14 protein-coding genes are annotated in these 13,026 nt (G+C 47.6%); 6 read left to right on the forward strand and 8 right to left on the reverse strand.

From position 1 onward, the window contains the following. Positions 1-17: 17 nt before the first annotated feature. The 3 genes from ACYVAM_RS24550 (at position 18) to ACYVAM_RS24560 (ending at position 2,034) form a co-directional block, all read left to right on the forward strand. On the forward strand, positions 18-737 hold the full coding sequence (locus ACYVAM_RS24550) for a tetratricopeptide repeat protein (RefSeq protein ID WP_461072014.1): 720 nt from the start codon (positions 18-20) through the stop codon (positions 735-737). A gap of 107 nt (positions 738-844) precedes the next feature. Next, on the forward strand, positions 845-1,195 hold the full coding sequence (locus ACYVAM_RS24555) for a transmembrane 220 family protein (protein WP_461072016.1): 351 nt from the start codon (positions 845-847) through the stop codon (positions 1,193-1,195). Then, positions 1,192-2,034, forward strand: a complete 843-nt coding sequence (locus ACYVAM_RS24560) for a hydroxymethylglutaryl-CoA lyase (protein ID WP_461072018.1) — start codon at positions 1,192-1,194, stop codon at positions 2,032-2,034. Before ACYVAM_RS24555 ends, ACYVAM_RS24560 begins: the two co-directional genes overlap by 4 nt. Before the next feature lie 11 nt (positions 2,035-2,045). Here the strand turns inward: ACYVAM_RS24560 and ACYVAM_RS24565 are convergent, their stop codons facing one another. Beyond that, the gene (locus ACYVAM_RS24565) at positions 2,046-2,570 is read right to left on the reverse strand and encodes a DUF7935 family protein (protein WP_461072379.1); all 525 of its coding nucleotides are present in this window, start codon (positions 2,568-2,570) and stop codon (positions 2,046-2,048) included. A 102-nt stretch (positions 2,571-2,672) separates the two neighbouring features. Here ACYVAM_RS24565 and ACYVAM_RS24570 point away from each other — a divergent pair, with 102 nt between their 5' ends. Next, positions 2,673-2,951, forward strand: a complete 279-nt coding sequence (locus ACYVAM_RS24570; RefSeq protein WP_046575340.1) for an iron-sulfur cluster assembly accessory protein — start codon at positions 2,673-2,675, stop codon at positions 2,949-2,951. A gap of 134 nt (positions 2,952-3,085) precedes the next feature. Next, positions 3,086-6,934 (forward strand): sensor histidine kinase, encoded by a 3,849-nt coding sequence (locus ACYVAM_RS24575; protein WP_461072021.1) that lies wholly within the window; start codon positions 3,086-3,088, stop codon positions 6,932-6,934. A gap of 51 nt (positions 6,935-6,985) precedes the next feature. Here ACYVAM_RS24575 and ACYVAM_RS24580 read toward each other — a convergent pair whose 3' ends face one another. After that, positions 6,986-7,579, reverse strand: a complete 594-nt coding sequence (locus ACYVAM_RS24580) for an HNH endonuclease (RefSeq protein ID WP_461072023.1) — start codon at positions 7,577-7,579, stop codon at positions 6,986-6,988. Positions 7,580-7,931: 352 nt separating this feature from the next. Between ACYVAM_RS24580 and ACYVAM_RS24585 the strand changes: the two genes are divergently transcribed. Continuing rightward, the gene (locus tag ACYVAM_RS24585; protein WP_461072025.1) at positions 7,932-8,309 is read left to right on the forward strand and encodes a CoA-binding protein; all 378 of its coding nucleotides are present in this window, start codon (positions 7,932-7,934) and stop codon (positions 8,307-8,309) included. Positions 8,310-8,514: 205 nt separating this feature from the next. Here the strand turns inward: ACYVAM_RS24585 and ACYVAM_RS24590 are convergent, their stop codons facing one another. The 6 genes from ACYVAM_RS24590 to ACYVAM_RS24615 form a co-directional block, all read right to left on the reverse strand. Further along, positions 8,515-9,522: a 3-oxoacyl-ACP synthase III family protein gene (locus ACYVAM_RS24590; RefSeq protein WP_461072027.1), complete on the reverse strand. Its 1,008-nt coding sequence runs from the start codon at positions 9,520-9,522 to the stop codon at positions 8,515-8,517. 96 nt (positions 9,523-9,618) lie between these two features. Further along, complete coding sequence (gene purS / locus ACYVAM_RS24595) at positions 9,619-9,870, reverse strand: phosphoribosylformylglycinamidine synthase subunit PurS (protein ID WP_461072029.1); 252 nt, start codon at positions 9,868-9,870, stop codon at positions 9,619-9,621. A 72-nt stretch (positions 9,871-9,942) separates the two neighbouring features. Further along, the gene (gene pssA / locus ACYVAM_RS24600) at positions 9,943-10,617 is read right to left on the reverse strand and encodes a CDP-diacylglycerol--serine O-phosphatidyltransferase (RefSeq protein WP_461072031.1); all 675 of its coding nucleotides are present in this window, start codon (positions 10,615-10,617) and stop codon (positions 9,943-9,945) included. Positions 10,618-10,710: 93 nt separating this feature from the next. Next, a complete protein-coding gene (locus ACYVAM_RS24605) occupies positions 10,711-11,346 on the reverse strand; it encodes an MBL fold metallo-hydrolase (protein ID WP_461072033.1) in 636 nt (211 codons plus the stop codon). 98 nt (positions 11,347-11,444) lie between these two features. Next, entirely contained in the window at positions 11,445-12,146 is a 702-nt protein-coding gene (locus ACYVAM_RS24610; RefSeq protein WP_046575325.1) for an SAM-dependent methyltransferase, read from the reverse strand. Between the two features lie 36 nt (positions 12,147-12,182). Further along, the gene (locus ACYVAM_RS24615; protein WP_461072035.1) at positions 12,183-12,968 is read right to left on the reverse strand and encodes an alpha/beta fold hydrolase; all 786 of its coding nucleotides are present in this window, start codon (positions 12,966-12,968) and stop codon (positions 12,183-12,185) included. Between the last annotated feature and the right edge of the window lie 58 nt (positions 12,969-13,026).

Consider the following 13,026-nt stretch of genomic DNA (forward strand, 5'->3'; position numbering starts at 1 on the left):
GGTCAAATCTAGTAAGTATGAAGCGTTCAGTAGGATTAATTTTAGGTATCGTATTCAGTATCAGTGCGTGTAGCTCGTCAGATAAAAACGTTGAACAGGGCCGGATTTATTTAAAAGAAGGCAAATTCAGGGAGGCCGTGCAGGTATTGAACGAAGCAATTGAAGCCGACGCGTCCAATGTCGAGGCATTTAACTCACGGGGCGTCGCTTATTTTGAGTTAAAGGAATATGCCAATGCGGCTCTTGATTATGATCAGGCCATTAAACTAAAGCCCGAATTTTACCGCCCTTATTACAATCGGGGATTATTGAAGGTAGCGCAAAATGACCAAACGGGGGCCTTGAAAGATTATTCCGATGCCATTCGGTTAGTCCCCGATACTAGTCGAACCACCGCGGCCGAACTGTTCCTGAACCGGGGGCAGTTGTTTGCTACCCAGGGCCAGATCCAACCGGCGCTTACTGATTTCTCAAAAGCCATTTCCTTGAACCCCAATAATGCGCTGGCGCTGTATAATCGGGGAAATTTGCGGTTTACAGAAAAAGATCTGCCAGGGGCCATCGCCGACTTTCAGCAGGCCATTCAGTCAGATCCGAAATTCGGGAAGGCATTTTATGGCCTGGGCATTGCCCAAATGATAAATAACGAGCGCGAGGCTGGTTGCCTGAGTCTTAAACAAGCGCAAAATCTGGGTTATGCCGATGCTGCCAATGCTGTCGCTGAATACTGTCCGTAAAAATATTGTAAACCAGTAAAGGATAGAAGCCCCGTAACGTTTCAAGTAAAATAGGTGCTTCAACTGCTTACGACTTTCAGGACTGACACGTTTCACCCGTTCATTTTATGAGAAAGACGATTTCAATCATCTTTGGCCTGTTATTTATTTTGTTTGCCGCTGTTCAATACAACGATCCTGACCCGGAAGTTTGGGTGCCCATTTACGGGCTGGCCGCCATTGCCTGTTTTATGGCTTACGCTGGTTTGGGTAAATGGTGGTTTTTCGTCGGAATGGCCGTTATGTACATTGTGGCCGCGGTTTACCAATGGCCACCTGTTTTTGAAGGGTTTATGTTTAGTGAAACAGGCATGCGGAGCATGAATATTGAAATGGCCCGTGAAGCCGGTGGACTAGCCATTTGTGCAATTATTATGGGCGTACTGGCTACTCTTGTCCGTCAACCAATACGCCGATGAAACTCATTGAATGTCCCCGTGATGCAATGCAGGGGCTGGCCCATTTTGTGCCGACAGATCTTAAAATTCAGTACCTGAATGCCTTGCTTCAAGTGGGCTTCGATACCCTCGATTTCGGTAGTTTTGTCTCGCCCAAAGCCATTCCACAACTGCGTGACACGGCTGAGGTACTGGCTGGTTTAGAGTTATCCGGTACCAAAACGAAGCTGCTGGCTATTGTGGCGAATGTTCGCGGGGCCGAACAAGCCGTAGCGTACGATCAGATTGACTATGTCGGCTTTCCACTGTCGGTATCAGAAACGTTTCAGCAGCGGAATACGAATAAGTCTATCAATCAGGCGTTTACTGAGGTAATGGCCATCCAGTCGCTGTGCAGTCAGCAAGGAAAAGAGTTGGTTGTTTATTTGTCGATGGGATTCGGCAATCCCTATGGCGACACTTATAGCCCCGATCTCGTTGGTAAATTGACAGCTCAACTCATTCAGGCAGGCGTTCGAATCATTGCTCCTTCCGATACGGTTGGGTCGTCTACGCCCGAGGCTATCGAAGGCCTGTTTACGTACCTGATCCATCAATTTCCACAGGTTGAGTTTGGGGCACATCTGCACGCCAGACCGGGCGATGGTCCGGCTAAAGTACAGGCGGCTGTGCGAGCGGGCGTTCAGCGTATAGACGGAGCCCTACGCGGTTTTGGCGGGTGCCCAATGGCAGCTGACACCCTCACCGGTAATTTGCCCACAGAAGAAATTGTCCAAACGCTGAACCAGCAGGGGATTAAACTTGCTCTCAATCAGGAAGCCTTTCAAAAAGCCCTTACGCTGTCTGCAGGCGTATTTTGACCTCCGTCAACTCACATAAACATCACCTGAATCTCCTCCTTGACGGCTTTAAGGGCGTCGGACGTGGGTTGCTTATCTTTTTGGATAATCCGCTCGAAAATTCGCTTGGAAAGTTCAAGGGCCGGAGCATCGGGACGCGTATCGCCCGAGGCCTGATTGACGAGTACCATTACGTCGTTCATCGCGGCCTGAATCTGATCCCAGGTAGCCTGGCTCATGTATACCTGTTGGGAAAGATTATGGTTGTACTCATCTCTGATTTCCTGTAATAATCGCTGCTGAAACTCCAGCACGGTTGTCGAACTGCCGCTTAGCCGCAGCAGTAAGTTATTGGGACTGATCCGCTCCAGAAACAGCACCATGCGTTCGTAGGCTTGCAGACGTATGGGCACAACGGTGTCGGTGTACCGGTTTTTAACGTCAAACCGATGGCGATCAGCTTCCCGCTCCAGCAACAGTTTCACGGTTAGGTACATGCCGTATAAGACTAAGCCAGCCGGCACAATTAACTTCAGGAAATCACTCAATAGGTCCATAAAGGCGAACATTGTTTAGCAGAAAACGGTAATTTTACATTATCCTGTTATCGGTTGCCAACTAATTTGTCGGTAACAGGTTCCAGTTTACTCACACACGACATGCTTGATAATCCTGTTCTTGTCAAACCCGAAGCGCGTCAGCAAATTCTGGACACGTTGCAGGCAAACAAAATTCCTGGTGACTATGGATTGCGGGTCGGCGTTCGGGGGGGCGGTTGTGGCTCATCCTGGTTGTTAGGGTTTGACTTACCGGGCCCCTCCGACGAAGTCTATAACGTGGAAGGCGTACAGGTCATTATTGATCGAAAACATTTACTCTATGTACTGGGGGCAGAAATCGGTTATGAACCAGGTGGTTTCACTGTCGAAAAGGCCTGAATGGTAGCTATTTATACAAATTCGGTAAAAAAACGGCAGGCAATTGTTGATTTCATAGTCGCTTAAGTATGGCTATTTTTAAAAATCTGGCACGATTTTAGGGCTATTCCGGCAAAAGCCAATAACTACGTTTTGTGAAACGCATTGAAGAACATATTTTTTTGCTGTTAGCTTTCCTGGCGGCAGCCATTTCTATCCTATGCTTTTTTGTGCTGGAGCAGAATGCGCCGGGGGCTACAGACGAACAATATGTGAGTGCTGTTCAACAACGGGTAAAAGAAGAATTACTGGTTAGCACGACCGAGCTGGATAGTGTGGCGGCTCTGCTGAAACGTAAAAAATCACCTACCTTTTCTGATTTAAGCATCACAACGAGATATCCCTATTTCGTGTTTCGGAACAAGCAGATCGTCTACTGGTCCGATCATCGGTTTATTCCCGATTTTGCCCGGCTAGCCTCTGTCACAGCGCCTAAACTGGTTGATTTCGACAAAGAACGATACATTGTCAGTCATAAGCGAGTTGCCAACGGAGTAGAAGATGTAGAAGTCTTCTCGCTGATTAATATTTATCGCTACTACCATAGTAACAACACTTACCTGCAATCCGGCTACAATCCAGATTTATTTTCGCTAGATCCCGTTGCGCTGTCCAACCAGCGTTTAAACACCTTTCAGGCGATCTATGATAATACGTCGGCCTTTCTTTTCTCCGTAGTGCCGCCCAGGGTCGATGCCTATCGGAATCATTCTACGCCTGTCAATACGGTTATTTTAGCCACATTGGCCGTAATCTTTCTGGGGCTCTATGTCATTCAACTGATGATTCGGTTGAACCAGAAGCGGAAATATGAGCTGGCCTTTATGTGGGTGGCGGCCTATTTACTTCTGCTGCGGACGGTCATGCTTTATTTTGGCGTGCCATTCTTGTTTTTTGAATCGGACCTCTTCAATCCAAAGTTTTATGCCTCTTCAATTCTGGTCCCTTCGTTGGGCGATTTATTGCTGAATGCCCTGGTTGTTGCTGCGCTGGCTTTTTACGGCGTTCGCCATTACTATCGCATGCGTAGCTATGCTTTTTTGCTGCACTTGCCCGCATGGGTGCAACTGCTCATCTCGGTTGGCTGTGTCGTGGCCAGTTATGGGGTCTTTACACTTTGTTACGTCGAGCTGAATAATATCTACGAGAAGTCGCAATTTACGCTCGACATTACCCTGAACATTCGATTTTCGTTTCTTAAAATCGTTTGCCTGCTCGTCTTTATTACCATCTCCTTCATCTATTTTTTGATCACGCATCTGCTGTCGAGTCTGTTTTTACGGTACAATCGGAGAAATGTTGGCCGAGGCACGTTGCTCATTCTGATCGGTACGCTCCTCAGTGGTGCACTTTGGTTTGTGCTGGAGTGGCCAATGAAGACCATATTTCTTCTCAATGGCGTCTACTTCCTGATCACCTTCCTCAGTGAATTCACAAAAACGCTTTATGCATTCCGGTATAAAACGTCGATCTACTTTTTTCTTGCTGCTTTTGTCTATGCCGTCATGACGGCTTATGTTGTGTATAACCAGGAGATTAAAAAGCAGCTCATCCACCAGCAGGAGTTTGCTACGCAACTGCTGGCTGAAAATGATGAGTTTGGGGAGTTTTTGATGAGTAAGGCGCAGGAGTCGATCCAGCGGGATGCTGATATTGGCCGGGCGTTACAGACCGACACGTTACTGGTAAGGGAGCGTATTCAGCAACGGATCAAAAGTTTGCACCTCGACAAGTATTTCGATAAATACGACATTGAAGTGTTTTCGTTTCGCGCCAATGGGCGGCCGCTCGATATTAGTTTGAATGCCGTCTCGTTAGCCACGTTTACAAACCGTTACAGACAACCTGGTTACCAGACGGAATACCCCGGTGTCTACTTCGTCAACGAAGTCAAGAATAAGTTTGTAAAGCAGTATTTATGCTTCATTTCCATTCGGCAGACAGGGCGGGAAACGTTGGCTGATCAACCTCGATTGGCGGCCAAGTCAGATACATTGGGCTATGTCGTGCTTGATCTTCGTTTGCGAAATGAGCGTCCCAAAAGCGTTTATCCGGAATTGCTGGTCGATACGAAATTTACGCAAAACCCCGATACACAGGCGTATAGCTACGCTTTCTTCAAGGAGTCTGATGCGGGTGTTCCCGCCCTGGGGCAGAAACTAAAACACCAGTTGCTGTATACGGGAGGCAGCTATAACTATGATCGAAAGTTCAATCTTGCGCTGCTGGATAATACGGCTTTGTTCGAAAGTGGTTTGTCCAGCAATGGTTATCAGCATGTTGCCCAGCGAGGTCAGAATGGCCGAATCGTGGTGGTGTCGTCGGCTGAGTATCCGTTTCGGAATATATTTTCCAATTTCTCGTTCCTATATCTCCTACTGGTTCTGTCGGTCATTGTCGTTATTCTGGGTTATGCCATTAATTACGGATTCTCTGAGTTTAGCATTAACTATTCGACGCGCATTCAGATACTTCTGAATGTTGCCTTTTTTCTGCCTCTGTTATTTGTCATCGTGATCATCGTCAATGTGATCAGTTCAAACTACATAGCCAATCAGGAAAGCACCTACATCAGTAATACACGCAATATTGCCGCCAATTTCCTGACCTATCTGGATGAGCACTTACACGCCCAGAAGCGTAGTAAAGCGTCTATGGAAGAGGAATTGAGCAAAATAGCCCGAGATGCCGATATTGACATTAACCTGTTTGATACCCAGGGCCGGTTGTATACCTCTACGCGTCCCCTTATTTATGAGAGCGGCTATCTGTCTAAGTACATCAATCCAGAGGCTTACATTCACATTATTGAAGATAAAGAGAACGAGCGGCTGTTGAACGAATCGCTGGGCACAAAGCAATACAGGACAGCTTATGCGGGTATCAAATCGTATGATGGACGCTTGCTTGGCGTGTTAAGTATTCCTTATTTTTATGCTCGCCCCGAACTCGACCGCCAGATTATCGAAGTTATCGCGTCGGCCCTGAGCATCTTCACCGCGCTGTTCCTGTTCTTTTTGATTTTGTCCTATTTTGCCTCGCATGTGTTGACAAAACCGCTTCGGTTGCTGACGCAAAAAATCAGAAAAACAAACCTCGAACGGCCAAACGATCCGGTTCACTGGCAGTCCGACGATGAGATTGGCTTGCTTATCCGGGAATATAACCGGATGCTGGTTAAGCTGGAGGAAAGTAAACAGGCGCTGGCTCAAACGGAGAAGCAATCGGCCTGGCGGGAGATGGCTAAGCAGGTAGCGCACGAAATTAAAAATCCGCTGACACCCATGAAGCTGACACTTCAGCACTTGCAGCGGATATTTCCAAATCCGAAGGAAGGATCGGGAGGAGCGGTTGATCCGGCCCGGCGTATTATTTTGCGAACGTTTGATTCGCTGCTCGACCAGATTGATAATCTCAGCGACATTGCTACCTCCTTTTCAGAGTTTGCAAAGATGCCATTGCCCAAAAGAGAAATTTTCGAGGTAACAGGCGTTTTTAATAAAACCGCAGACCTCTATGCAGATGATAAACGCATTTCGCTGCATCGGCAAATTTCCAACGGTCCCATTATGGCCATTGGCGATCGGCAGCTGATTGGCCGGATTCTAACCAATTTGCTCATTAATGCCATTCAATCGGTGCCACCGGGGCGTAAGCCCGAGATTAACCTCAAATTGTACACAAATGCCGACGCTGTACAAATTGAGATTCATGACAACGGAGCAGGCATACCTGAAGCGATAAGAACCAAAGTGTTTTTGCCGAATTTCAGTACCAAACGGGGTGGGTCGGGACTCGGTCTGGCTATTGCCAAACGGGGTGTCGAACACGCCGGTGGCACCATCTGGTTCGAAACCACCGAAAACGAGGGGACATCTTTTTTTGTTTCGCTCCCCCTAGCCGGTGTATTGGGCCCTTTGCTGGACGAAGCCGTTAACTACTAACCATTTCTTTAGAATCGAGTAACTGACAATAGGCAGCTGTTAAAGGCAAGTCTAGTCAATTTTAACGTGTTTCCAGTTCTCTCCTGACCGAATACGGTTGAGTTGTGTATGCGTGATGCCAAACTGCTTGGCGATCATTTTCAACCGGTTCTTTTCATTCAGTAAAAGCTTCTTGATAATGCGAACCTTGCTCTCCGTAAGTTTATAATTACGGGTCTGACGGGGTAACTGGCGATTTTTGAGACTAGGATTATTGCGATTGTGTTCAATCATTTCTTCTTTCGTCACCCAGCGCAGATTTTGGTGATAATTATTCTGCTTGTCGTGGTCAAGGTGTATAACGAATGTTTGCTCAGGCTGCTCGCGCTTGCTAAAATGTTCGGCCACCAGTTTATGTACATACCGGTTGAGTGTTTTTCCACCCGAACGGATATTTAACGACCGATACCCCTGAATAACGGAGCCTTTAATGAACTTGCTGGCCGTTGGGCTGGTGCTGGTACCCGAACGTGTGGCCGTTGCCGACTGAAAACTACGTAACCGGCCATAATTTGAGACCTCGTAATGAGGTGGGTTCTCAATCCCCTCAAACACAATGACTACCCACTTCTCATTCCAGAAACTTTGGCTCTCTTTGGCGTTCATGAACAAAGCAAATTTTACGCGTAGCTGTTAACTAACTAGTATTGAGTAGCAGACAGAACGGATCAAACAAACTGGTCGAATAAGCAAGATGGCTATCGAGCGCTTTGTTTCAAATAGACTGTTCTGGCTGTCCGATATTTTTTGTCGTTTACACGAGTATTGATTGATTCTTAACAAGAATAAAGTCAAATGGTTACCTGATTTTTAGGTTAAATCCGTGAAATAAAGATTCTGGACGCATAATCTGTATAAATATCCGGATCGGTAGCGTATTTATATTGACTGGATCCGAAACTGCTAAAGCGCTGTTTTAGTTAAGAATAGACCATAGACAAATGGGTAAATGCCCATCATGATGATGAATACAAACGCAAAGAGAACCGTAGTGGTTGGAGCAACAGAAAAAGCGGGCCGTTATGCCAATCTGGCAGCGTATAGTTTACTCCGCCATGGACATGATATTGAATTGATCGGTCGACAGGAGGGAAGCATTGAAGGGCACCCGATTCATATCGATCAGCCTCATTTTGAGGATATTGAAACCGTAACCATGTATGTGGGTCCGCAAAATCAGCCACCCCTGTATGAGTACATTAAAAGTCTGAAACCTAAACGGGTGATTTTTAATCCTGGCTCTGAAAATCCTGAATTCGAACGCCAGTTAAAGGCTGAAGGGATTGAGCCCATTGAAGCCTGTACGCTGGTTATGCTTTCTGTTGGAACGTATTAACTGGATGTAATCTACGTTGCAAGATACCAAGACGGTCGCGTTAGCGATTAAATGATTGTAGAAAAGTAAGTTCCGGAATGAGTTTGGGTCGCGTAGCGATCTAACTGTGCTTTTGTCTGATCGCTACGCGACCAATACTGACCCCAAAACCAACCTTGCTACAACTATTAAGTTCCTATGGGGCTATCTTGCAAGATAGACTAATTTACCACTTGATCAGTGCAGATGCCCAGGTAAAGCCGCTGCCGAAAGCGGCCAGGCAAACCAGATCGCCGGGCTTGATGCGTCCTTGTTCAAACGCTTCAGTCAGGGCAATGGGAATGGAGGCTGCTGTGGTATTGCCGTATTTTTGAATGTTATTGAATACTTTTTCGTCGGGCAGATTCATTTGTTGTTGTACATAGCCCGAAATACGAATATTGGCCTGATGCGGTACCAACAAAGCAAGGTCATCGGGCTGATAGCCATTAGCCGTCAAACTCTCGTTGATTACTTCCATGAACCGGACAACCGCGTGTTTGAAAACCGCGTTGCCATTCATCGTTACGTTGTAATGACCTTCTGCCAGCGTTGCTTCGGTGATCCACTGGCCATCTCGACTACTGCCTGGGTCCCGGATATACAGGTCTTCCGCATAGCGGCCATCGGCGTGGAGGTGCGTCGATAAAACCCGGTGTTCTGGATCCGTGGTAGCTTGCAGAACGGCAGCCCCGGCTCCATCGCCAAAAATAACCGCAACGCCCCGACCTTCATTACTTTTGTTGAGTAAGGATGATTGGATCTCGGAACCAACGACCAGGATGGTTTTGTACATCCCTGTTTTGATGAACTGGTCGGCAATAGAAAGTGCGTAAACAAAGCCAGAGCACTGATTGCGAATGTCAATGACGCCAATACCCTCTAATCCTAATTCGCGCTGCATTAGAAAGGCCGACCCCGGAAAGTAATAGTCGGGCGTAATGGTGGCGTAAACAATCAGGTCGACCGCTGAAGTGTCCAGCCCGGCCCGGTCAAGCGCCATACGCGATGCGGCCGTTGCCATGCTGGCGTTGGTGTCTTTTCCGTACGTAAAATAGCGCCGTTGTTTGATACCCGTCCGCTCCTGAATCCAGGCATCGGAGGTATCCATATATTGAGTTAAATCATCGTTCGTAACAATGTTATCAGGAACGTAAAAACCTAACCCTTTTATACTGGAATAAACTGTATTCATTCGATGATTGACATATAGTCCGTAAAAATAGCACTTTTTGTGGTGTCGTTTGCCGCAACAGTAGACGTGCCAGTTAGAACGGAATAGGAACGGCGTTTAAGCCGTGTGTAGCTCGAACGAATATTCTTCCATGATCAGGTTAGCGAGCAATTGGCGACAGGCCGCATCAACGGTTGCGCGGGCCTCTTCTTCAGTAGCCGCATCGACATTAAGACGGATGTGCTTGCCAATACGGACGTTGTCGATCGTGTCCATATGCAGGTTGTGAAGGCCCAGCTTAACGGCTTTCCCCTGAGGATCTAAAATTTCCGAGCGGGTCATTATGTTAATTTCAGCGATGTATTTCATTGTAAAGAGTGATAGAGTGATTGGATGATAGAGCGATTAAATAGCTGACGCACAACTTATTCAATCATCCAATCATTTTGAAAAAAGTGAAACAAGAATGTAAAGCAGAATAATTAATGGAATGGCTGCAAAGTGCAAAAATAGCAACAGCAGCGCGGATGCGATCAGAAAACTAAATTTAATCCGGTTTTCGGACCAGCCAAACGATTTGAACTTGAGGGCAAAAAGGGGAATTTCAGAGACGAGCATGAACGAAAAGGCAATCATCATACCCAGGGCTATGTCGTTTTTCCAAATGCCATCAAGTTGTGGCTGGTAGCGCTCCATGAGCGGAAATGCCCCCAGAAGCATAGCATTGGCCGGAACAGGTAACCCGATGAACGATTCGGACTGGCGGGTGTCGATGTTGAAATTAGCCAGCCGTAAAGCCGATAAAACGGCGATTAAAAAGGCTCCGTATGAGATTGCACCTAATCCTTGAAACCAGCACAGTTGAAAAACGATGGTGGCGGGTAAGGCGCCAAACGTAACCACATCGGCCAGTGAATCCAGTTCTTTGCCAAACGGCCCGGATACCTTGACCATGCGGGCAACGAAGCCGTCGCCAAAATCAAGAATGGCGGCCAGGCCAATCAACCAGGAAGCTGTATCCAGATGACCGCGAAGGGCCATTACCATACCGATACAACCACACAGCAGGTTGCCGCAGGTCATAGCGTTGGGAAGATGTTTTAGTAATGAAGCCAAGAGCGAATGATAAATGAGACGTGTAGCCTTACGATGCGTATATGAACTAAGTAAAGAACAACTTACTGTTGATCTTTACTCATCAGTCTACGATCATTTGACATACGGATTGGTTCGTTTTTCGGCGCCAATGGTGGTTGGCTCCATATGACCAGGATAAACGATATAATCGTCGGGTAAAGTAAAGAACTCGGTTCGAATGCTGTTAATGAGATCCGCATGGTTGCTATAGGGGAAATCCGTGCGCCCAATGCTTCCATTGAACAGGACATCCCCTCCAATGACATACCGTTCTGCATGATTGACAAACGCAACATGGCCCGGTGCATGACCTGGCACAAAGATGACATCTAAAACAATGTTACCAAACCGAAATTGATCCCCTTCTTTCAGGAAGGCATCGACAGTGGATGGTTCAAAGCCTCGCAGACCGTAAAGTGCACAACGGGTAGGTACGTCATTGAAAATAACCATATCTAGTTCGTGCAAGTAGGCCTTCACGTTGAACTTTCGCTTCACGTAGGCAACACCAAACACATGATCGAGGTGGGAATGGGTTAGCAGAATGTACTTGACCGTGAGTTTGTTAGTCTCTATAAATCGCCCTAATGCCTCTTTTTCTGCCTGTTCATAACAACCCGGATCAATAATAACCGCTTCGCCCGTTGCCTCATCGGCAATAACGTAGGTGTTTTCGTGAAAAGGTGAAAATTCGAAGATTTGAATCATGTCGTAAAGTGATCGGGCAAACGTTTCCGCATGCAGCTCATAGTGCCATCCTGAACCTGCAAACCCTGTGCGGAAATGCCCGCCTGGCTGCAGTATACTTACAAAAGTAGAAACACTGTTGGTTTTTTACGTAAATCCGGTACTTGTGTTTTCCATTCCCGTATGGTCATGGTGCGAATGAAGGCATCAGGTGCGGTTATGTTACAAGCTACACACAAGCGCGTATTCCCCTGGCAGTTGGCCAGTGTGTCGGCAAAAAGGGCGTCGTTGCGATAGGGCGTTTCCATGAAAATCTGAGTCTGTTGTCGTTGCTGGGCTTCTTTTTCGAGGAAACGCAGCGCCCGCGCCCGATCCTGCCGTTCGATGGGGAGATATCCATGAAAGACAAACGACTGGCCACTCATCCCCGAAGCCATCAGAGCCAGTAAAATAGACGATGGCCCAACCAACGGTTCGACCCGCCAGCCCAGCGTATGAGCCATACTGACCACCACAGAGCCGGGGTCTGCCACGCCCGGACAACCCGCTTCGGACATAACGCCCGCGTTTCGTTTGCGCTCCATCAACTCCTGAATCTGACGGCGGGTATCGGCTGGGGGGGTATCTTTATCGAGGTCGAAAAAGGTTGTTTCATCGATAACGCGGCTTGTTTTCAGACCACTGATAAAGCGTCGGCCCGACCGGGCGTTCTCGACAAAATAGGCGTCCGTTTTTTCAATCACTTCCCGCACATAGAGGGGCAATACTTTATCGGCCGTATCGTCGGCAAGGAGGGTGGGTATGAGGTATAAAGTTGGCATTTTTTATCCGGCCGAGTTGTGGGCCCGGTGACGAAGTTAGCTGTTTATAAATGTTAATAATGCGTCAATAAACTCGACGGGCTTTTCAGCCTGCACCCAGTGGCCTGCGCCCTGAATGGTTTGCACTCGGGAATTGGGAAAGAACCGTTTGATTTCCGGAAGGTCTTCATCCGTTATGTAAGGCGACTCGCTCCCGCGAATAAACAACGTGGGTGCCGTTACAATGCCGGGGTTGGTCAACTGTTCCCCAATGCCGTGCAACTCCCGTTCAATAACTGGAATGTTGATCCGCCAGTCGAAAACGCCCTGTTCATTACGGTACAGGTTTTTGAGCAGAAATTGCCGTACGGCCAGTATCGGTTCATAGGCTTGTAGAACAGCATCGGCTTCATTGCGGCTCTTGATACCCAGCAGATTGACGGCTTTCAGTCCACGTATGATTTCGGCATGGTGAATCGGGTAAAATTTGGGCGCAATATCCACCACGACGAGTTTCTCGAACGTGGGGGGCGGTCCGTCGTTACGGTAGGACATCGCGTATTGCATAACGGTTTTGCCGCCCATCGAGTGGCCAACCAGTATCGGCTTGTCTATACCATGGTCGGTCAAAAATTCACGCAGGTCGGCGGCCATACTCAGGTAGTCCTGGTCATCGGCCCGTGGTGACTGACCATGATTGCGCTGGTCGAGGAGAAAGACACGGTACCCTTTAGCGGCCAGGGTCTTGCTGTTGGTCAGCCAGTTATCTGATGACCCAAAAAGGCCATGCAGAATGAGAATGGCTGGCCCGGTTTCGCCCGTTTGGCGGAAGAATAATTTCATGAATCTAAAGAGTGAAAGAGTGAGAGGGTGAACGAGTGGCTATCTTCGTTGCCCCGCT

The organism is Spirosoma horti, from assembly GCF_054776595.1.

Bases quoted from the DNA above. Each gene is read 5' to 3' on its own strand.
- ACYVAM_RS24550 (WP_461072014.1), top strand. From the start codon at position 18: ATGAAGCGTTCAGTAGGATTAATTTTAGGTATCGTATTCAGTATCAGT.
- ACYVAM_RS24555 (WP_461072016.1), top strand. From the start codon at position 845: ATGAGAAAGACGATTTCAATCATCTTTGGCCTGTTATTTATTTTGTTT.
- ACYVAM_RS24560 (WP_461072018.1), top strand. From the start codon at position 1,192: ATGAAACTCATTGAATGTCCCCGTGATGCAATGCAGGGGCTGGCCCAT.
- ACYVAM_RS24565 (WP_461072379.1), bottom strand. From the start codon at position 2,570: ATGGACCTATTGAGTGATTTCCTGAAGTTAATTGTGCCGGCTGGCTTA.
- ACYVAM_RS24570 (WP_046575340.1), top strand. From the start codon at position 2,673: ATGCTTGATAATCCTGTTCTTGTCAAACCCGAAGCGCGTCAGCAAATT.
- ACYVAM_RS24580 (WP_461072023.1), bottom strand. From the start codon at position 7,579: ATGAACGCCAAAGAGAGCCAAAGTTTCTGGAATGAGAAGTGGGTAGTC.
- ACYVAM_RS24585 (WP_461072025.1), top strand. From the start codon at position 7,932: ATGATGATGAATACAAACGCAAAGAGAACCGTAGTGGTTGGAGCAACA.
- ACYVAM_RS24590 (WP_461072027.1), bottom strand. From the start codon at position 9,522: ATGAATACAGTTTATTCCAGTATAAAAGGGTTAGGTTTTTACGTTCCT.
- purS (WP_461072029.1), bottom strand. From the start codon at position 9,870: ATGAAATACATCGCTGAAATTAACATAATGACCCGCTCGGAAATTTTA.
- ACYVAM_RS24605 (WP_461072033.1), bottom strand. From the start codon at position 11,346: ATGATTCAAATCTTCGAATTTTCACCTTTTCACGAAAACACCTACGTT.
- ACYVAM_RS24610 (WP_046575325.1), bottom strand. From the start codon at position 12,146: ATGCCAACTTTATACCTCATACCCACCCTCCTTGCCGACGATACGGCC.
- ACYVAM_RS24615 (WP_461072035.1), bottom strand. From the start codon at position 12,968: ATGAAATTATTCTTCCGCCAAACGGGCGAAACCGGGCCAGCCATTCTC.